Source organism: Streptomyces sp. NPDC058279, assembly GCF_042881255.1.
GTDB lineage: Bacteria > Actinomycetota > Actinomycetes > Streptomycetales > Streptomycetaceae > Streptomyces.
Genome location: NZ_JBHVYA010000005.1, coordinates 390426 through 409409, shown reverse-complemented (window position 1 = coordinate 409409; position 18984 = coordinate 390426). Strand labels below are relative to the sequence as shown.

14 protein-coding genes are annotated in these 18984 nt (G+C 72.9%); 4 read left to right on the top strand and 10 right to left on the bottom strand.

The genetic code is table 11. The features are described 5' to 3' along the window. Positions 1-133: 133 nt before the first annotated feature. Complete coding sequence (locus tag ACFVXJ_RS13775; protein WP_389661915.1) at positions 134-823, bottom strand: TetR family transcriptional regulator; 690 nt, start codon at positions 821-823, stop codon at positions 134-136. 117 nt (positions 824-940) lie between these two features. Here ACFVXJ_RS13775 and ACFVXJ_RS13770 point away from each other — a divergent pair, with 117 nt between their 5' ends. Further along, entirely contained in the window at positions 941-1879 is a 939-nt protein-coding gene (locus ACFVXJ_RS13770) for an SDR family oxidoreductase (protein ID WP_389661902.1), read from the top strand. Here ACFVXJ_RS13770 and ACFVXJ_RS13765 read toward each other — a convergent pair. The 9 genes from ACFVXJ_RS13765 to ACFVXJ_RS13725 form a co-directional block, all read right to left on the bottom strand. Beyond that, entirely contained in the window at positions 1839-3185 is a 1347-nt protein-coding gene (locus ACFVXJ_RS13765) for an MFS transporter (RefSeq protein WP_389661901.1), read from the bottom strand. The genes ACFVXJ_RS13770 and ACFVXJ_RS13765 overlap by 41 nt on opposite strands. Beyond that, positions 3182-3595, bottom strand: a complete 414-nt coding sequence (locus ACFVXJ_RS13760) for a PaaI family thioesterase (RefSeq protein WP_389661900.1) — start codon at positions 3593-3595, stop codon at positions 3182-3184. The genes ACFVXJ_RS13765 and ACFVXJ_RS13760 overlap by 4 nt, the downstream gene beginning before the upstream one ends. 77 nt (positions 3596-3672) lie before the next feature. Then, positions 3673-5694 carry an FAD-dependent oxidoreductase gene (locus ACFVXJ_RS13755; RefSeq protein ID WP_389661899.1) on the bottom strand — a complete coding sequence of 674 codons (2022 nt, stop codon included), beginning with the start codon at positions 5692-5694 and terminating at the stop codon, positions 3673-3675. A 182-nt stretch (positions 5695-5876) separates the two neighbouring features. Further along, positions 5877-8900: an alpha-mannosidase gene (locus tag ACFVXJ_RS13750; protein WP_389661898.1), complete on the bottom strand. Its 3024-nt coding sequence runs from the start codon at positions 8898-8900 to the stop codon at positions 5877-5879. A gap of 58 nt (positions 8901-8958) precedes the next feature. Next, a complete protein-coding gene (locus ACFVXJ_RS13745; RefSeq protein WP_389661897.1) occupies positions 8959-9837 on the bottom strand; it encodes a carbohydrate ABC transporter permease in 879 nt (292 codons plus the stop codon). After that, positions 9834-10724 carry a carbohydrate ABC transporter permease gene (locus ACFVXJ_RS13740; RefSeq protein WP_389661896.1) on the bottom strand — a complete coding sequence of 297 codons (891 nt, stop codon included), beginning with the start codon at positions 10722-10724 and terminating at the stop codon, positions 9834-9836. Before ACFVXJ_RS13740 ends, ACFVXJ_RS13745 begins: the two co-directional genes overlap by 4 nt. 80 nt (positions 10725-10804) lie before the next feature. Then, positions 10805-12139, bottom strand: coding sequence for an ABC transporter substrate-binding protein (locus ACFVXJ_RS13735; RefSeq protein ID WP_389661895.1), 1335 nt, complete (start codon positions 12137-12139; stop codon positions 10805-10807). A 308-nt stretch (positions 12140-12447) separates the two neighbouring features. Further along, positions 12448-13383 (bottom strand): serine/threonine dehydratase, encoded by a 936-nt coding sequence (locus ACFVXJ_RS13730; RefSeq protein WP_389661894.1) that lies wholly within the window; start codon positions 13381-13383, stop codon positions 12448-12450. 65 nt (positions 13384-13448) lie between these two features. After that, positions 13449-14108, bottom strand: coding sequence for a TetR/AcrR family transcriptional regulator C-terminal domain-containing protein (locus ACFVXJ_RS13725; RefSeq protein ID WP_389661893.1), 660 nt, complete (start codon positions 14106-14108; stop codon positions 13449-13451). A 191-nt stretch (positions 14109-14299) separates the two neighbouring features. On the opposite strand from ACFVXJ_RS13725, the gene ACFVXJ_RS13720 reads away from it, so the two are divergent. The 3 genes from ACFVXJ_RS13720 (at position 14300) to ACFVXJ_RS13710 (ending at position 18882) form a co-directional block, all read left to right on the top strand. Continuing rightward, the gene (locus ACFVXJ_RS13720; RefSeq protein WP_389661892.1) at positions 14300-15979 is read left to right on the top strand and encodes a ricin-type beta-trefoil lectin domain protein; all 1680 of its coding nucleotides are present in this window, start codon (positions 14300-14302) and stop codon (positions 15977-15979) included. Between the two features lie 104 nt (positions 15980-16083). Continuing rightward, positions 16084-18381 (top strand): alpha-N-acetylglucosaminidase, encoded by a 2298-nt coding sequence (locus tag ACFVXJ_RS13715; RefSeq protein ID WP_389661891.1) that lies wholly within the window; start codon positions 16084-16086, stop codon positions 18379-18381. Positions 18382-18588: 207 nt separating this feature from the next. Continuing rightward, a complete protein-coding gene (locus tag ACFVXJ_RS13710; protein ID WP_389661890.1) occupies positions 18589-18882 on the top strand; it encodes a hypothetical protein in 294 nt (97 codons plus the stop codon). The last annotated feature ends 102 nt before the right edge of the window (positions 18883-18984 follow it).

The following is an 18984-nucleotide window of genomic DNA, read 5'->3' as shown; positions in this document are numbered from 1 at the left end:
AGCGCTTCGAAGAACCTTGCCTTCAAGTCCCCAAAATCCACGATCCCCGCAACTCCCTGAACAACAGGGTGTTGCGGGGATCGCTAGAACCCGCCGACCGGCGCGGGGGCGTTCGCGTGCGCAGGGGGACGCGTCAGGCCGGTCGGGGGCGCCGCGCCCGGGCCAGCAATCCGGACAGCAGGACCTCCAGCGTCTCGCGCATGGTGGGGGCGAAGTCGACACACAGGGCGGCCAGGGCGGGGTCGGCCCCGTAGGCCGCGCGCATGGCGGCGGAGGGGTGGGCGTGGGCCCAGACGGCTCCGCTGACCATGGTCGCGGACACGACGAACCGGAAGGCGTCATCCTCCCCCAGTTCCGGCAGGTGGGAGGCGATCCGTCCGGCCAGGGTCGTGGCGCTGTCCAGGGCGGCCCGCTTGTAGGCCACGGCGACCTGCGGGGAGACGTTCCGCTCCAGCACGGCGGCCTGGGCGCTGATCAGATCGCACAGCACCGGCCGGCCGGCCAGGGCCTCGGCGAGGCAGTCGGCGATCCGGTCGGGCCGCTCGGCCTCGGCAGCGCCTTCCACCGCCCGGGCGAGCGCGCCGTCGAGGTGGTCGACGAGTTCGCGCGAGGCGGCGGCGAGGAGTTCCAGCAGGACGGCCTCGCGGGACTCGAAGTAGCGCAGCACGTTCGACTTGGCGAGGCAGACCCTGCGCGCCAGCTCGTTCAGCGTGACCTGGGCGACCGGCATCTCGGTCAGCATGGCGGCGGCCGTCTCGAGGATCGTCCGACGGCGGGCGGCGCGCTGTTCCTCGCTGCGGGCGCGCTGGAACTTCGTAGGCAGGGTCACGCCACCAGCGTACAGACCTGCGGTCTGTTGTTATCAGACCAGCGGTCTGCTAGCTTCGGCAGGAGCATCAGACCGTCGGTCTGTTACGCACTCTCCCCCGAGGAGTACGTCATGTACGCCGTTCCCGACCAGTCCGGAAAGCTCGCCGTCGTCACCGGCTCCAACAGCGGCACGGGCAAGGAGGCCGCGCGCCGGCTCGCCGAGGCGGGCGCCCACGTCGTGCTCGCGGTGCGGACGCCCGCCAAGGGAGAGCGGGCCCGTGCCGAGATCCTGGCCCGGCATCCACACGCCCGGGTGGAGGTGCGCCGGATCGACCTGGCAGACCTCGCGTCGGTCGCCGCCTTCGCCGACGCCTTCCTCGCCGACGGCGTCCCGCTCGACCTGTTGGTCAACAACGCCGGGGTGATGGCCCCGCCGACCCGGATGACCACCGCCGACGGCTTCGAGCTCCAGTTCGGCAGCAACTTCCTCGGACCGCTGGCCCTGACGGTTCGGCTGCTGCCGGCCCTGCTCGCGGCGCCCGCCCCGCGCGTCACGACGATGAGCAGCGGCACCGCCAACTTCGGCCGGGTCGACTTCACCGACCTCCAGTGGGAGCGGCGGCGCTACGTCCCGATGCTGACCTACGCCCAGTCCAAGCTGGCCGACCTGATGATGGCCCGCCACCTGGCGGTCCTCGCGGACGAGCAGAAGTGGCCGCTGCGCAGCACCGCCGCGCACCCCGGTTACACCAAGACGAACCTCCAGACCGCCGGCGCCAGCCTCGGTCGGGGCAAGCCGTCGCGGCTGCACGGCGTCGTGAGCAAGCTGGACGTCCTGCCGAAGCAGGAGGTCGGCCCGGGAACGGAACCGCTGCTCTACGCCGCCACGAGCCCGGACGCGACCGCCGGCGGCTACTACGGCCCGACCGGCCGGTTCGGCCTGGTCGGGCCGACCGGCGAGTCCCGCGTCACCCGGCGCGCTTTGGACCCCGCCGCCAACGCCCGGCTCTGGTCGGTCGCGGAGCGCCTCACGGGCGTCGGCCCCGCAGCGGCCGCCGCGGCCGGCTGAGCGGCGCGGCCGGGAACCCGGTCCCGGCGCCGGCACCGGCGCGGGGGACGCTCGCGCGCAGCGGGCCGGCCAGGCCCGCGCCCACGATCAGCAGGCAGAAGGCCCCGCCGGCGAGACTGACGGCGGGGACGCCGTGCCGCTGGGCCAGCGCGGTGAGCAGCGCCGCCCCGGCGGGACCCGAGGCGTTGTGCACCGTCCAAAAGGCGGCGGTTACCCGGCCCAACAGCGGCTCGGGTGTCACCTCCTGGCGCAACGTCATCGAGCAGACACCGCCGAGGGTCAGTCCGAACATGAACAGGGCGGCCAGTACCGCGATGACCGGCACGCTGCGGCTGACGCCGATCCCGGCGAACGACACGGCGATCACCGCGACGGAGCCCAGCCAGCAGGCCCCGAACCCGAGGGTGCGGCGCAGCGGTCCCGCGGTGAAGGCGCCGACGAGCGTGCCGAGCGCGCTCGTCGCCATCACATAGCCGAGGGTGGCGGAGCCCTGGTGCAGGTCGTGCTCGACGCGGAAGATCAGCAGGTCGGTGGAGCCGACGGTGATGAAGGTCAGCAGGGTGAGCAGTACGGTCAGCGGGCGCAGCAGCGGGTGCGCCCACAGGAACCGGAACCCGACCACGAACATCTCGCGCACCATGCCGGCCGCGCCCGGCGCCGGCCCGCCCGCCCGCTCCCGGGCCCCCGCCCCCGCCCGCTCGCGCGCCCCCGCCGGCTCCCGAGCCGCGCCGGGGCGCGGGCCGAAACGGACGAACACCAGGCTGACGGCCGAGATCAGGAACGTCACGCCGTCCAACCCCAGGGCCCAGGCCGGACCGACGCCGGCCGTGACGGCTCCGGCGATCACCGGTCCGAGCAGGGTGCCGAAGGCGAAGGTGCTCGTCAGCCGGCCGTTGGCGCGGGTGAGGTCCTCGGGCGGCGCGAGCCGGGGCACCGCCGTCACGTAGGCCACGTCGAAGAAGCTCGTCAGTACGCCGACCGGGGCGGTCACCAGGTACAGCAGCCAGACCCGGGGTCCGGCCCACCAGAGGAAGGGCACCGCCCCGAGCAGCAGGGCCCGCGCCAGATCGCAGAGGATCATCAGCCGGCGGCGGTCAACGCGGTCGACGACGTAACCGGCGAAGATCCCGGTCACCACCGCGGTGCCCGCACCGACCACGGTGACGAGACCCATCCGGAAGACCGAGCCCGTGGCCGTGAACACCAGCAGCGGCAGCGCGACCGCGGAGACGGACCCACCGAGGACGGACAGCGCCTGCCCGAGCCAGAAGACGTTGAAGTCGCGGTTGCGGGAGAGGGACCTCACCCGAGGAGGGCGTAGACGGTGGAGGCCGTCGCGGCGGGTTCGGTCGAGCCGTCGGGGGTCATGGTGATGTCGGCGAAGGCCATCCGCTTGCCGAGCTTGGTGATCCGCGCGGCGATCCACACGTCGACGCCGACGACCGGGCGCTGGAAGCTGGTGGACTGCTGGACGGTGGTCATCGGCCCGTAACCGCCGCGGGCGGCGGCGACGGCGATGACGGTGGCGGTGTCCGCGGCGGCCAGCAGCGCCTGGCCCGAGAGTCCGCCGCCGTCCCGGGCCAGGGCCTCGGACCACGGCAGCCGCAGGACGGCGTGCCGTTCGCCGGTCTCCCGGACGGTGAGGCCGAGGGCGAGCACCCAGGGGGCGAAGTTCTCGGCGAGGATCCGATCCGCGTCTGCCGGTGTGAAGGTCATCAGGGGATTGTGGCGGCCCACCGGGGGCCGCCACAACACCATTGCGCCGTCAGGGGTTTGGCACGGGTGCTACCGGTTCACAGGCTCGCGGCGAGTTCCGTGCCCTGGCGGATGGCCCGCTTGGCGTCGAGTTCGGCGGCCACGTCGGCGCCGCCGATCAGGTGCGCCTCGACGCCGGCGGCGCGCAGCGCCTCGTACAGGTCACGGCGCGGCTCCTGACCGGTGCAGAGCACGACGGTGTCGACGGGGACCAGACGCCGCTCCCCGTCGACGGTGATGTGCAGGCCCTCGTCGTCGATCCGGTCGTACGTCGCCCCGGCCACCGAGACGACACCGCGGTGCTTGAGTTCGGCGCGGTGGATCCAGCCGGTGGTGGTGCCGAGGCCCGCGCCGACCTTGGTGGTCTTGCGCTGGAGCAGGTGGACCCGGCGCGGCGGCGCGGGCCGCTCGGGGGCGACGAGACCGCCCGGGCCGGTGTACGCCGTGTCGACGCCCCAGTGGCGGAAGTAGACGTCCGGGTCCTGGGAGGCGCCCTCACCGCTGTCGGTGAGGAACTCGGCGACGTCGAAGCCGATACCGCCCGCGCCGACGACGGCGACCCGTTCGCCGACCGGGGCGCCGTCGCGCAGGACGTCGAGGTAGGTCACCACGTTGGGGTGGTCGACGCCCTCGATGTCGGGGGTGCGGGGGGTGACGCCGGTGGCGACGACGACCTCGTCGTAGCCCCGGAGGGTCTCGACGTCGGCGCGGGTGTTCAGGCGCAGGTCGATGCGGTGGGCGGTGAGCCGGTTGCCGTAATAACGGATGGTCTCCGCGAACTCCTCCTTGCCGGGGATGCGGCGGGCGATGTCGAGCTGGCCGCCGATGTGCCCGGACGCCTCGAAGAGGGTGACGGCGTGGCCGCGTTCGGCGGCGGAGACGGCGCAGGCCAGACCGGCCGGGCCGGCGCCGACGACGGCGACCCGCTTCTTCGAGCGGGTGGGCGACAGGACCAGTTCGGTCTCGTGGCAGGCGCGCGGATTGACCAGGCAACTGGTGATCTTGCCGCTGAAAGTGTGGTCGAGGCAGGCCTGGTTGCAACCGATACAGGTGTTGATGGTCTCGGCGGCACCGGCGCGCGCCTTGCTGACGAAGTCGGCGTCGGCGAGGAAGGGGCGGGCCAGCGACACCAGGTCGGCGCGCCCGTCGGCCAGCAGCTCCTCGGCGATCTCCGGGGTGTTGATGCGGTTGCTGGTGACGAGCGGGACGGACACCGCGCCCATCAGCCGCTTGGTGACCCAGGTGTAGGCGCCGCGCGGGACGGAGGTGGCGATGGTGGGGATGCGGGCCTCGTGCCAGCCGATGCCGGTGTTGATGATGGTGGCGCCGGCCGCCTCGATCTCCTTGGCGAGGCGGACGACCTCGTCCAGGGTGGAACCACCGGGGATCAGGTCGAGCATGGAGAGGCGGTAGACGAGGATGAAGTCCTCGCCCACGGCCGCCCGGGTGCGCCGGACGATCTCCAGCGGGAAGCGGACCCGGTTCTCGTACGCCCCGCCCCAGCGGTCGGTGCGCCGGTTGGTGGCGGCGGCGATGAACTCGTTGATCAGGTAGCCCTCGGAGCCCATGATCTCGACGCCGTCGTAGCCGGCCAGCTTGGCGAGGCGGGCGGCGCGGACGAAGTCCTCGACGGTCCGCTCGACCTGGATGTCGGTGAGCTCGTTCGGGACGAACGGGCTGATGGGGGCCTGGAGCGGGGAGGGGGCGACCAGGTCCTTGTGGTAGGCGTAGCGGCCGAAGTGGAGGATCTGCATCGCGATCTTGCCGCCCTCGGCGTGTACCGCCTCGGTGATCACCCGGTGCTCGGCGGCCTCTTCCTCGGTGGTGAGGCGCGATCCCCCTTCGAAGGGGCGGCCGGCGTCGTTGGGGGCGATGCCGCCGGTGACGATCAGGCCGGCGCCACCGCGGGCGCGCTCGGCGTAGAAGGCGGCGAGGCGCTCGAAGCCGCCCTCGTGCTCTTCGAGGCCGGTGTGCATCGAGCCCATGATCACGCGGTTCGGCAGAGTGGTGAAACCGAGGTCCAGGGGGCTCAGCAGGTGCGGGTACCGGCTCTGGGACATGGGGGGCGCCTCCTCGCGCGGGGGTGATGACCCTGTTCTAGCGAGGGACGGCATGTTTTGCAACTAGGTGCATAACCAGGCGGGTGGCGTCCTCCCCGGGATTGCCGGGGAGGACGCCACCGCTTGTGGCGCAGTTCACGCGCCCTCGGGCGCCCGTACGACCTCGGCCGGCGCGCCGGACGTCAGCTCCGGTGGAAGCGGACCGTGACGATCTGGAACGGGCGCAGGGTCAGGGGAAGGGCGCCGTCGGGGGTGAGGGCGCCGACCGCGGTGGGCGGCAGGGGGCGCTCCAACAGGTCGCATTCGCCGGCCGCCGTCGGCGCGAAGTCCGCCGTGAGGGTGGCCGTGGCCCGGCCGCCCCGGGACTCGTACACCCGGACGATGACGTCTCCGCTCCGGTCCTCGGCCGGCTTGACCGCCTCCACCACCACCGCGTCACCGTCCACCGCCACCAGCGGCGCCACCGGACCGGCCCCGGACACCACCCGCTCCGGCAGGTTCAGCGCGTGTCCCTCGCGGACGGCGTCGGCGATCGTCGCGCCGGGCGCGAGCGAGAAGCACAGGGTGTGGGTCCCCTGGTCGGTCTCCGGATCGGGATACCGCGGGGCGCGCAGGAGCGAGAGCCGGACGGTCGTGGTCTGCCCGCCGTCGGGGCGCACGTCCCGGGTCACGTCGTGACCGTACGTGGAGTCGTTGAGGACGGCGGCGCCCCAGCCGGGCTCCTCGACGTGGATCCAGCGGTGCGCGCAGATCTCGAACTTGGCCGCCTCCCAGGAGGTGTTGGTGTGGGTGGGCCGGTAGACGTGCCCGAACTGGATCTCGGCGGCGGAGCGTTCGGCCTTCACGTCGAGCGGGAAGGCCGCCTTGAGGATCTTCTCCGTCTCGTACCAGTCCACCTCGGTGCGGATGTCGACCGTCTTGGCGTCCGCCCGCAGCGTGAGCGTCTGCACCACCTTGGAGGAGCCGAAGGAGCGGGCGACCCGGACCGTCGCGGACTCCGGCCCGGCCCCGGTGACGTCCAGCGCGTCCAGGTCCACCAAGTCGGTGACCCGGTGGCGGTAGGAGGCGTCGAGGTCCCAGGCGTCCCACATGTTCGGGAAGTCGGGGTGGATTTGCAACAGGTTCGCGGCGGCGCCCGGCGCGACGGACTCGCGGCCGGCTTCCAGGTCGAACGCCGACACGATCAGCCCCCGGCCGTCCACCTCCACCCGCAGCCGCCCGTTGGCCAGCACGTACCCGCCGCCCGGCCGCTCGGCGAGGGTGACCGGCTCCCCGGCCCGCTCCGGCATCCCGGCCCCGCCGGCGGGGATGCCGCGCCGGGCGTGCGGGGCGCAATTGAAGACCAGCCCCCGCGTCCCCTCCCCCGCCAGCGCGAGCTGGGCGGCCAGGGTGATCCCGCTCAGCTCCTCCCGCACCCGGCGGTACGTCTCGCGGGCCTCGCGGTGCACCCAGGCGATGGAGGAGCCGGGCAGGATGTCGTGGAACTGGTGGAGCAGCACGGTCTTCCAGATCCGCTCCAGGTCCTCGTACGGGTACGCGTACCCGGCGACCCGGACCGCGGCGGTCGTCGCCCACAACTCGGCCTCGCGCAGCAGGGATTCGGCGCGTCGGTTGCCCTGCTTGGTCTTGGCCTGCGAGGTGTAGGTGCCCCGGTGCGACTCCAGGTACAGCTCCCCGGCCCAGACGGGGGCGTCCGGGTACTCCGCGTGGGCCTGCTCGAAGAAGGCGTCGGGCCGCTCGATCTGCACCCGGGGCGAGCCCTCCAGGTCGCGCAGCCGCCGGGCCCTCGCCAGGTGCTCACGGGTGGGGCCGCCGCCTCCGTCACCCCAGCCGAAGGGCACCAGGGAACGCGAACCGCGGCCCTTCTCGCGGTAGTTGCCGGCGGCGTGGGCCAGTTGCGCACCACCGAGATCGCTGTTGTAGGTGTCGACGGGCGGGAAGTGGGTGAAGACCCGCGTGCCGTCGATGCCCTCCCACCAGAAGGTGTGGTGGGGGAACGCGTTGACCTGGGACCAGGAGATCTTCTGGGTCAGGAACCAGGTGGAGCCGGTGAGTTTGACGATCTGCGGCAGGGCGGCGGTGTAGCCGAAGGAGTCGGGCAGCCAGACGTTGCGGGTATCGATCCCGAACTCGTCCAGGAAGAACTTCTTGCCGTGGAGGAACTGACGGACCATGGCCTCGCCGCCCACCATGTTGGTGTCGGACTCCACCCACATGCCGCCGACCGGCACGAACTGCCCGTCACCGATCTTCTTCTTGATCCGCTCGAAGAGTTCGGGCCGGTGGGTCTTGATCCAGTCGAGTTGTTGGGCCTGTGACATGGCGAAGACGAACTCGGGGTGTTCGTCCATCAGGTTCACCACGTTCGACGCCGTCCGCGCCACCTTGCGGACCGTTTCGCGCAGTGGCCACAGCCACGCGGAGTCGATGTGCGCGTGCCCGACCGCGCTGATCCGGTGCGCGGAGGCGTGGGCGGGGGTGACGAGCACCCCGGCCAGTCGGGCCCGGGCGGCGTCCGCCGTGCCGGCGACATCGTCGAGGTCCAGGGCGTCCAGTGCGCCGTCGACGGCGCGCAGGATCGCGTACCGCCGGGCGTCGGCCTCGTCCAGCTGCGTCATGAGGCCGTGGAGGACGTCGAGGTCCTGTACGAGTTCCCACACCTCGCCCTCGAAGACGGTGAGGTCCATCCGGGCGAGCCGGTAGAGCGGCCGGTCCGCGCTGGTCTGCAAGTCGCCCTCGTAGGTGGGCCGGTGTTCTACGAGGACGGGGTTGGCGGCGGCCTCGACGTACCACTCGATCCGCTCGCCGCCCTCGGCGCGGTCGGCGACCCGCACCCAGTCGTTGTACGGGTTGAGCGCCTTGATCTCGGCGCCGGCCGCGTCGTGCACCAGGCCCTCGCACTGGAAGCCCGGCATCATGCGGTCGAACCCGAGGTCCAGGACGGCTTCGACGGTGCGGCCCGCCCAGTCGGCCGGGACGGTGCCGGTGACCTTGAACCAGGTGGTGCCCCAGGCCGGGCCCCACGGGTCCCCGACCGCGCAGGGCTCGTAGTGGGCCGCGAGCCCCTCCGCCACCGGGACGGGCTCGCCCGGTGCGTCCCAGCGCTCGACGGTCAGCGGCAGGCAACGGGAGTGGACGGCGGGCGTGACGCGCTCCTTGAGGACCCGGCGGAGGCGGTGTTCGGCAACGCTGCGGTCGTCGTGCATGACGGCTGCTCCAGGAGGGGGAAGGGCCGGTGGTGGGGCCGGTGGTGGGGCGGGTGGCTCAGAGCTTGACGGCTCCCTCGCCCACGCCCTTGAAGAAGAATCGCTGGAGGGCGAAGAAGAGGAGCACCATCGGGATCAGCGCGGCCATCGCGCCGGCGGCGATGATCCGCTGGTCGTTGACGGTGGTGGAGCCGGCCAGGGTCTTCAGTCCGAGTTGCAGGGTGTAGTGCTCGCTGTCGGTGAGGACCAGCAGCGGCCACAGGAAGTCGTCCCAGGCGCCCATGAAACTGGTGACGCAGACGACGGCGAGCGCGCCTTTGGCGGCCGGCAGGAACACCCGGGCGAACCGGGTCCACTCGCCCGCGCCGTCCAACAGTGCGGCCTCCTCGATCTCCCGGGGGACGGCGAGGAAGGCCGCCCGCATGACCATGATGTTCAGGACGGAGACGGCGCCCGGCAGCCACACCCCGATGAGCGTGTCGACCAGCCCCATCCCGCGCACGGTGAGGAACATCGAGATCATGACGGACTCGAAGGGGAACATCAGGGTCGCCACCAGCAGGGTGAAGACGCTCCGGCGGCCCTTCCAGCCGGTGCGGGAGAGCGCGTAGCCGCCCATCGAGGCGCAGACGACGTTCGAGGTGACGGCGAGGCCCGCCACCACCAGCGTGTTGCCGGTGTACTGGAGGAGCGGGAACGACTCGGCGACCCGGACGTAGTTGTCGAGGGTCGGCCGGGACGGCAGGACGCCCTCGTACACGTTCTCCGTACGGCCGCGCAGCGAGGTCAGGAACTGCCAGACGATCGGCCCGAGCGTGACCACGAGCATCAGGGTCAAGGTGGCGTACCGGCCGGTCAGACCGGCCAGGCGGCGCCGGCGCCCCGTGCGCCGGCTCGCGTCGGCCCGGTCCGCGGCCCCGATTCGGTACACGCTCACCTCTCGTCCCCCTTCGAGAGGCGGCGGCCCAGCAGGCTGAAGACCAGCGTCAGGAGGAACAGCAGGAGGGATACGGCGGAGGCGTAACCGGTCTCGCCGGCGAAGCCGAGACCGACCTGCCGGATCAGGAAGGGCAGGGTACGGGCCCCGCCGCCGGGGCCTCCGCCCTCGCCGCCCAGGATGTAGATCTCGGTGAACACGCGCAGTGCGGAGATCGCCGAGAGGGTACCGACGAGCAGCATCATCGGTTTCACCTGGGGGACGGTGACGCTGAAGAAGCGTCGGACGGCGCCGGCGCCGTCGAGGGCGGCCGCCTCGTAGAGGGAGACGGAGACGTTACCGAGGGCCGCCAGGTAGAAGACCATGTAGTAGCCGAGGCCCTTCCAGACGGTCACGATCATGGCGGACACCAGCAGCAGGCCGCTGTCCGTCAGGAACGGGACGGGCTCCGAGACGATACGGAGCCCCCGCAGGACCGTGTTGACCAGGCCGTCGCTGCGCAGCACCCACTGCCACATCAGGCCGACGACCACCGCCGAGGCGATCACCGGGGTGTAGAAGGCCGACCGGAAGAACCCGATGCCGGGGATCTCGGCGCGTACGAGGACGGCGAGGGCCAACGGGAGCAGGACCAGGCAGGGGACGACGACCAGCAGGTACAGGACGCTGTTTCCGGTGGCCAGCCAGAAGTCGGGGTCGGCGAGGGCCCGGCGGTAGTTGGCGAAGCCGACGAAGTGACCGCCGCGCAGGATGCGCGCGTCCGTGAAGGAGAGGATCACGGTGTTCAGGAACGGCCAGACGCCGAAGAGGAGCACCGGCAGCAGTCCGGGGGCGAGGAAGAGGTACGGGGCCCAGCGCGCGCGGCGGCGTGGGGCCGTAGGGGGCACTGCTTCCGTCGTGGGGGCCGGCGATCCGGCTACGGGGGTAGGGGCTTCGGCCCGGGCGGTCGCGGCCGAACGGCCGGACCTCACGGCCTGGCCGCTTGGGCGAGCAGCCTGTTCGCCTCCTCCCGCGCCTTGCGCACCGCCGTCCCGGCGTCCTGCTCGCCCTTGATGGCCTTCTGCACCTCGCGGACGACGGCGTCGCCGACCTGGTTGGTCCACTGCACGGGGGTGTTGGCGTCGAGGTCGGCGGTCTTCAACTCCTCGGCGCCCACCGCCCGGGCCAGCGTCTCGGCGTCCGTGCCATCGCCCCGGTCGGAGAAGTAGGGGTCCGTCAGGCCCTTGGCGTTGGACGGATAGATGGTGGCCTTCTTGGCGAACGCGACCTGGTTGGGGCCGTTGGTGACCCACTTGGCGAATTCCGCCGCCGCGTCCGGGTGGGGCGTGTCCTTGCGGATGCCGAGCGACTGGGCGTAGACACCGATGTGGCCGAGCCGTCCGGTGACGGCGTCCGCGACCCGGGTGGTGGCGTAGACCTGGGGGGCGTTCTGCTTGATGTCCTTGACGAAGCCCGGTGAGCCGGGGCCGAAGACGAGTTTGCCCGCTCCGTAGAGCTGGTTGATGTCGTCGGCCTTGAGGAGGGACTCCTTGGGCATGGCGCCCTTGGCGTAGAGGGACTTCATCCGCTCGACCCACTCGACGGCCTTGGGCGTGTCGAAGACGAACCCGTCCTTCGCCGGGGTCAGGATCGGGATGCCCATCTTCTGCCAGTCCCCGGGGAGCCGTCCCTTGGGGTCGGCCATGAAGGCGGAGTACCGCCCGCCGGACGCTGCCGCGATCCGCTCGGCGTAGGCGAAGAACTCCTCGACGTCGACGGGTGGTTTGTCCGGGTCCAGTCCGGCCTGCCGGAAGAGGTCGGTGTTGTACGTGAGGATCTCCGGGGTCACGTACCAGGGGTAGGCGTACACGCTGTCGCCGTTGCCGGGCAGTTTGAACTGCTCCCAGGCCCCGGGGACGTACTCCCGGGCCACCCCCGGGTCGAGCCGGGTGACATCGGCCAGCATGCCGCGGTCACCGAGGAGTTGGAAGGAGTCGGTGGAGAGGTTGACGACATCGGGGAGCGCGCCCGCCTGGGCGTCGGCCACGAGTTTCTCGTTGTACCCCTCGCCCGGCACGTCCTCCCACTTCACCTTCACGTCGGGGTATGTCCGTCGGAAGGAGTCGATGACCGACTGGACGTACGTCGTGAAAACCGGCTTCAGTTGAAGGGTGCGGAAGGTGATCTCCCCCGCCACCTTGCCGGTCCTCGCCGCTTCCCCCACGTCTGCCGGGCCGGCACCGACCCCGCACGCGGCGGACGACAAGAAGGCGCCCGCCGCGAGCGCGGCGAGGACCGTACGGGTCAGGGGGGAACGGGGCATCGTGGCGGCCTCCAGGGGGGATTTCCGGCAACGCTGCCGGAGAGCGCTGACCACGCTCACCCGGATTCGGGGGCCCGTCAACGCGGCCCGCGACGCATTGGCCGGGCCCCTGTGGTGACGGCGTTTCCCCATCGAACTCCAGGCAGAACGACGCCCTTTCGTCAACACCGCGACCACCTGGCCTCATGGGGCCCGGCCGGCGCTCGTCCGGGCCCGGGCCCATTGCGCGACGCGCGGCCTTTCCCCGGCGGAGTTGGCTCTTTGTGGCCGTTTTCCCGCCGGGTTCCTGGGCCGCGCGCTAATGCGCTTTAGCGGAGGCTCGGCGAAAGGTCGATCGGGTCCGTGTTGGCGCCGCAGAGAATGACGGCGACCCGTGCCCCCGGCGCCCGCGGAATCCGGCGGAGCGCCGCCAGGGCCGTCGCGGCACCCGGCTCGACCACGATCCGGTGGTCCTCCCAGAGGCCGCGGCGGGCCGCGGTGATCTCCGCGTCCGGTACGAGCACCGAGTCGACGCCTTCCTGCCGGGCCGCGGCCAGCGCGTCGGCGGAGACCCGCGTCGCCCCGAGCGAGTCGGCCGCCACCGAGTCCACCGGCACGTCGACCGGCCGGCCCGCCTCCAGCGCCGCGTTGAGCGCCCGGCAGTGCTCCGGTTCGGCGGCGACGACCCGCACGCCGTGCTCGCGCGCGGCGGTCGCCACGCCCGCGAAGAGCCCGCCTCCGCCGACCGCCACGACGACCGTGTCCAGCGCGGGCAGGGCGATCCGGATCTCGTCGAGCAGGGTTCCGGCGCCCGCCGCGATCAGCGGATGGTCATAGGCGTGGCTGCTCAGGGCGCCGCTGTCGGCCGCGAACTCCCGACACGCGGCGAGGGCTTCGGCGTACCGGTCGCCGACCAGGCGTACGTCGGCCCCGTAGCCGCGCAGCCGGTCCACCTTCACCCGGGGCGCGTTGACCGGCAGGAACACGGTGGCGGGCACGGACTGGGCGCGCGCCGCCCAGGCGCAGGCCAGACCGGCGTTGCCGCCGGAGGCGATGGTGACACCGGCGGCCGGGAGGGTGCCGGCGGCGTGGTGCGCGGCGAGGAAGTTGTGGGCGCCGCGCGCTTTGAAGGAGCCGGTGTGCTGGAGGTGTTCCAGTGCGTACCAGACGCCGTCGGCGGCGGGCACCACGGCGACGGGCCGGGTCACCCCCGCTATCCGGCCGGCGGCGGCGCGTACGGCGGCGTAGTCGAGCTGCTGTTCCATGGGGTCGGCCCTTCGGGAGGCGGCGGTTCAGGGGTGGCGGGTGGCGGGCTCGGGAGGCGGCCGGCTCAGGAGGCGGCGGGACGGGAGGCGGCGGGACGGGACGCCTCGATGAGTTGGCGCAGGGCGCCGTAGTACACCTCGTGGTCGGTCAGGGCGGGCAGCACGTCGGCGATGCCGGCGGAGAGCACCGGGAACTCGCCCGGGTCCAGGGCGGCCAGCGCGGCCCGGGACGCCGCGGTGGCCCCCGCCGGATCACGGTGGTCCACGAAGGCGGCGCTGCCGAGGGTGAGCAGGTACATGCGGCGGTACGCGGTCATCGCCTCGGCGGCGGTCATGCCCGCGGCGACGCTGTCGGCGAGGGCCGGCTCGACGAGCCGGGCCAGCAGCTGACGGCCGAGCCACGGCTGGCCGCCGCGCAGCACCAGCAGCCCGGGGTGGGCGACGAGCAGCCGGTAGAGGGCCGTGAAGCGCGACTCGGTGGCCTCGGCCCAGTCGGTCCCGGCGGGGATCTCCGGCAGCCGGGCGGCCAGGTGCTCGGTGCACAGGTCCAGCAACCCCGCGAGGTCGACGCAGCGCCGCTGGACGGTGGCGTGCGAGACGTCGAGCCAGTCGGCGAGGGCGCGGAAGCTCAGGGCGCCGGGGCCCTGCTCGTCCAGGATCGCCAGGGCGGCCTCGGCGATCGCCCCGGGGGTGGCACGGTCGAGGGCTACTGATCTGCGCGGCATAGATACACCGTAACAGACAGCGTCACATACAGCTGTCGCGCCCTTCCGGCCGCCTCGTTCGTGTGACGCGACTGCGGCCAAATTGCTGGTCATCGGGGTGAAAGCCCCGAAGGCCGTTGACAGCGCGTAGTCGCACCGCTGCACTGAGCGCTCGACAGCCCGTCGGTACCTCCCCCACTCAAGGAGATCCCGTGCCGCCTCGCCCTCGCGCGTCGCTCCCCTGTCTGACCGCGGCCGCCCTGCTGGCGCTCGTCCTCGGCGCCGCCCCGGCGGCGGGCGAGCCCACCGCCACCTCCGACACCCCGCTCGCGCTGACCCCGCCGATGGGCTGGAACAACTGGGCGCACTACATGTGCGACATCGACGAGGCCAAGGTCCTCGCGAACGCCGACGCGCTCGTGTCCACCGGCCTCGCCGCCAAGGGCTACGACACCGTGACCGTCGACGACTGCTGGATGACGAAGTCCCGCGACGCGCACGGCGACCTGGTCACCGACACGCGGAAGTTCCCGCACGGCATGGCCTGGCTCGGGGACCACCTGCACGCCAAGGGGTTGAAGTTCGGCATCTACCAGGACGCCGGCTCCCTCACCTGCGAGCGCTACCCCGGCAGCGGCGCCCCCGCGGGCGGCGGCCCCGACCACTACGCCCTCGACGCCCGGCTGTTCGCGTCCTGGCACGTGGACTACGTCAAGATGGACGGCTGCAACCTGTACGTGCCGCCCGGCGCCACCAAGGAACGGGCCTACCGCGACGCCTACCACGCCGTCGCCCGGGCCCTGCGCGCCAGCGGACGCGACATGGTGCTGTCCGCGTCCGCACCCGCCTACTTCCAGCAGGGCGAATGGGGCGGATCCGACTGGCACAAGGTGCTCCACTGGGTCGGCGAGACCGGCCAATTGTGGCGCGAGGGCAAGGACATCAAGGTCTACGACCCGAAGGCACCGAAGGCCTCCCGCTGGAGCGCGGTCCTCGGCAACTACGGCTACAACCGCTGGCTCGGCCGGTACGCGGGTCCCGGCAACTGGAACGACCCGGACTTCCTCATCGCGGGCGCCCCCGGACTGAGCGACGCGGAGAGCCGCAGCCAGGTCGGCCTGTGGGCCATGATGGCGGCCCCCTTCATCCTCTCCTCGCAGGTCGCCGAGCTGACCCCGGGCGGACTCGCCGCCCTCGGCAACACCGATCTGATCGCGCTCGACCAGGACCCGATGGGCCGGCAGGGCGCCGTGGTGTCCTCCAACGCCACCTTCGACATCCTGGTGCGCCCGCTCGTCGACGGTGACCGGGCGGTGGCCGTCCTCAACCGCTCGGGTGCCGCCCGTGACATCAACGTGCCGCTCGGCGAGGTCGGGCTGCCCGGGTGCACCGCCGACGCCAAGAACCTGTGGAGCGGTCAAGGGCAGCGGATCGGGAGCGCGTTGACCGGAAGGGTGGGAGCGCACGACACCGGCGTCTGGCGGCTCACCCCGCGCGACTGCGCGGGGGCGGTGCCGACCGGGCAGATCGCCGGCGCGGGCGCCAAGTGCGCCGACGGGGCCAACACCAGCGGGCCCGGCGCCGTCGTACTGGCGGCCTGCACCGGCGCCCCCGACCAACGGTGGAGCCTGGGCGACGGAGCGACGCTGAAACTGGCCGGCGCCTGCCTGTCGGCGGACGACGCGGGCCTGGTGGAACTGGCCCGGTGCGCGCCCGGCCGGCCGGGACAGCGCTGGGAACACGACCGCGCCGGGACGCTGACGGAGACCGCGAGCGGGATGTGCCTGACCGCCCCCACCACGACGACCGCCCCGGACGCCCCCGCCGAGCGGCTCCGCCTCACCGCGTGCGGTGACCACCGGGTCGACCAGACCTGGGCCCTGCCGGTCTGACGCCGCCCCCGCGGCTTCCGAGCCTCCTCGCGGACCCCGCCCCCGTCACAGGCCCCGTCACAGGCCCCCTCACCGGACCCGACACAGAGGACGACGCACACCCGATGCCACGCGTTCCGCGCCCCCGCACGCGCCGATCCGTCGCGCTCGCGACGCTTCCCACCGCGCTGCTGGCCCTGACCCTCGCGGCCACCGCCCCCGGCGCCGCCACCCCCGCCGCGGCCTCGCCCGCACCGGCCGACTCCCCCGCGGGACGGGCCGGCGGACCCGGGCAGCCGCGCCCCGCACCCCGCCCCCGCACCTTCGACACCGGCCCGGCGCGGGACGCCCTGCGGCGGCTGCTGCCCCGACACGCGGGCCAGTTCACCCTGGTCCCCGACACCTCCGCCGGGAACGACGCCTTCACCGTCTCGGGCACGCGTGGCGCGATCACCGTCCGTGCTTCCACCGGGGCGTCCCTGCTCACCGGCGTCGGCTGGTACCTCCAGCACGTCGCCGGCGTCGACATCGGCTGGCCCGGCGACAGCATCGGCATGCTGCCCGCCACCCTGCCGGCGGTACCCGCCCCGGTCACGCGTACCGCACGGGTCCCGCACCGGTACGCGCTCAACGACACCGACGACGGCTACTCGGGCCCGTACCGCACCTTCGAGGAACACCGGCGGCAGATCGACCTGCTCGCGCTGCACGGCGTCAACGAGGTGTTCGTACAGACCGGCGCCGAGTACCCCTACTACCGGGCGCTCCAGCGGTTCGGCTACTCCCCCGACGAGCTGCGCAAGTGGATCCCCGCCCCCGGCCACCAGAGCTGGTGGCTGTTGCAGAACCTCAGCGGCTTCGGCGGCCCGGTCACGGAGCGGCTGATGCGCGAGCGCGCCGACGTGGGCGCGCGGATCGCCGACCAGTTGCGCGGCCTCGGCATGACACCGGTCCTGCCCGGCTACTTCGGCACCGTCCCGCCGGGCTTCGCCGCGCGTCACCAGGGCGCCTCCACCGTGCCACAGGGCGACTGGGCCGGCTTCGACCGGCCGGACTGGCTCGACCCCGCCTCCCCGGTGTTCGGGGAGCTGGCAACCGCGTACTACGCCGAGCAGCGGGAGGTCTTCGGCGACAGCGCCATGTACCGGATGAGCCCCCTGCACGAGGGCGGGCGGACGGGCTCGGTGGACGTCCGGGCCGCCGCGGGAGCCATCCAGCGCGCGCTGTGGGCGGCCCACCCGGGCGCCCTGTGGGCGGTGCTCGGCTGGCAGGACGACCCGACGAAGGAACTGCTGGCCGGGGTGGACACCTCGAAGCTGCTGATCCTGGACGGCCTGTCCGACCGGTACAACCGACTGGACCGCGAGGCCCGTTGGGGCGGCACCCCGTACGCGATGGGCACCATCTACAACTTCGGCGGCCACACCACGATCGGCGCCAACACCTCGGTGTGGATCGACCGGTTCGGCGCCTGGCGCGACAAGCCGGACAGCGCGCTCCAGGGCACCGCGTACCTACCCGAGGCCACCGGTACCAACCCGGCCGCCTTCGACCTCTTCACCGACCTGGCCTGGGAGCCCGGGCCGGTCGACCAACGCCGGTGGTTCGCCGACTTCGCGGCCCGCCGCTACGGGCGCCCCGACGCCCACGCGGCGGCGGCGTGGGAGGAGTTGCGCAAGGGTCCGTACAGCACCTCCTCGGGGCTGTGGTCGGAGTCGCAGGACAGCCTCTTCACCGCCCGGCCGAGCCTGACGGCGACGGGCGCCGCGCACTGGAGCCCCAAGTCCATGCGCTACCCAACGGATTCGGTACGCCGCGCGCTCGACCAGCTGCTGGCGGTGCCCCCGGCGCTCAGGTCGTCCAGCGCCTACCGCTTCGACCTGGTGGACACCGCCCGCCAGGCCCTCGCCAACCACTCCCGGGTGCTGCTGCCCAAGATCAAGGTCGCCTACGAGGCCAAGGACCTGACCGGGCTGCGCCGGCTGACGGCCCAATGGCGCGACGAAGAGGGCAAGTTGGACGCCGTGACAGGCTCCGACCCCAACTTCCTGCTGGGCCGCTGGCTGTCCGCCGCCCGCTCGCACGGCGCGGACCGGGCCGAGCAGGACCGGTACGAGTACGACGCGCGTTCGATCCTGAGCGTGTGGGGGCACCGGAGCACCAGTGAGGGCGGCTTCCTGCACGACTACGCGAACCGCGAATGGAGCGGGCTGGTGTCGGAGTTGTACGCCGCCCGCTGGGACCGGTACTTCGCCTCGCTGGAGGAGGCTCTGGTCAAGCGCGCCGCCCCCAAGGAGATCGACTGGCACGCCTTCGAGGAGGCGTGGGCCCGGCGCACCACCCGCCACCCGGCCGGCCCGAGCGGGGACCCGCACGCGCTGGCCGCCGCGGTGGCGGCGGCCCTGCCCAAGGCCCGCTCCTGAACCACACCGGCCCCGGCGGTGGATGTCGGGGCGCAGCGGCAACCGTCACCCTCCCGTGGGAAATTCGGCACTCGTGCGAGGGAGAGGGCGCACCGCGCGGCGACGTAGGGCCCGGGTCGTCGGTTCACTGACCCGGACCCGACCGGGGCGGCCGTCGGGAAAGTCCCGCCGGCCGCCCCTTCCTACGCCGTCAGGAGTGCATGGGGCATGTCCGAGACCGAACCGGAGCGGCCCTCCGCGACGCTGGAGCTGCTGGCGCTGCTCACGGCCGGCGCCGGCGACCCGGCCGTCGACGCGTCGGGCCAGCCCGGCGACCGGGCGCGGGGGGCGGTCCGGCGCTCCGATCCCGCTCCCGATCCGCGCGACGTGATCACCGACGGGGTGGTGGAGCTGCGCAAGCGGGCCGCACCGGCCGCGTGCCGGACCGCCGCCGACTCCGCGAACTGTCTGGAGACCATGGCGCGGCGGGCCGCCGAGCGGGCCGGTCGCCCCCGGGCGTGACCACGTCACCCCCCGCCCCGGTACGCCGGCCGCCCCCATGCGCCCCGCGCCCCGGTACGCCGGCGGGCCGGGGCTCGTACAGTCGGAGGGGGGACGGTGCGA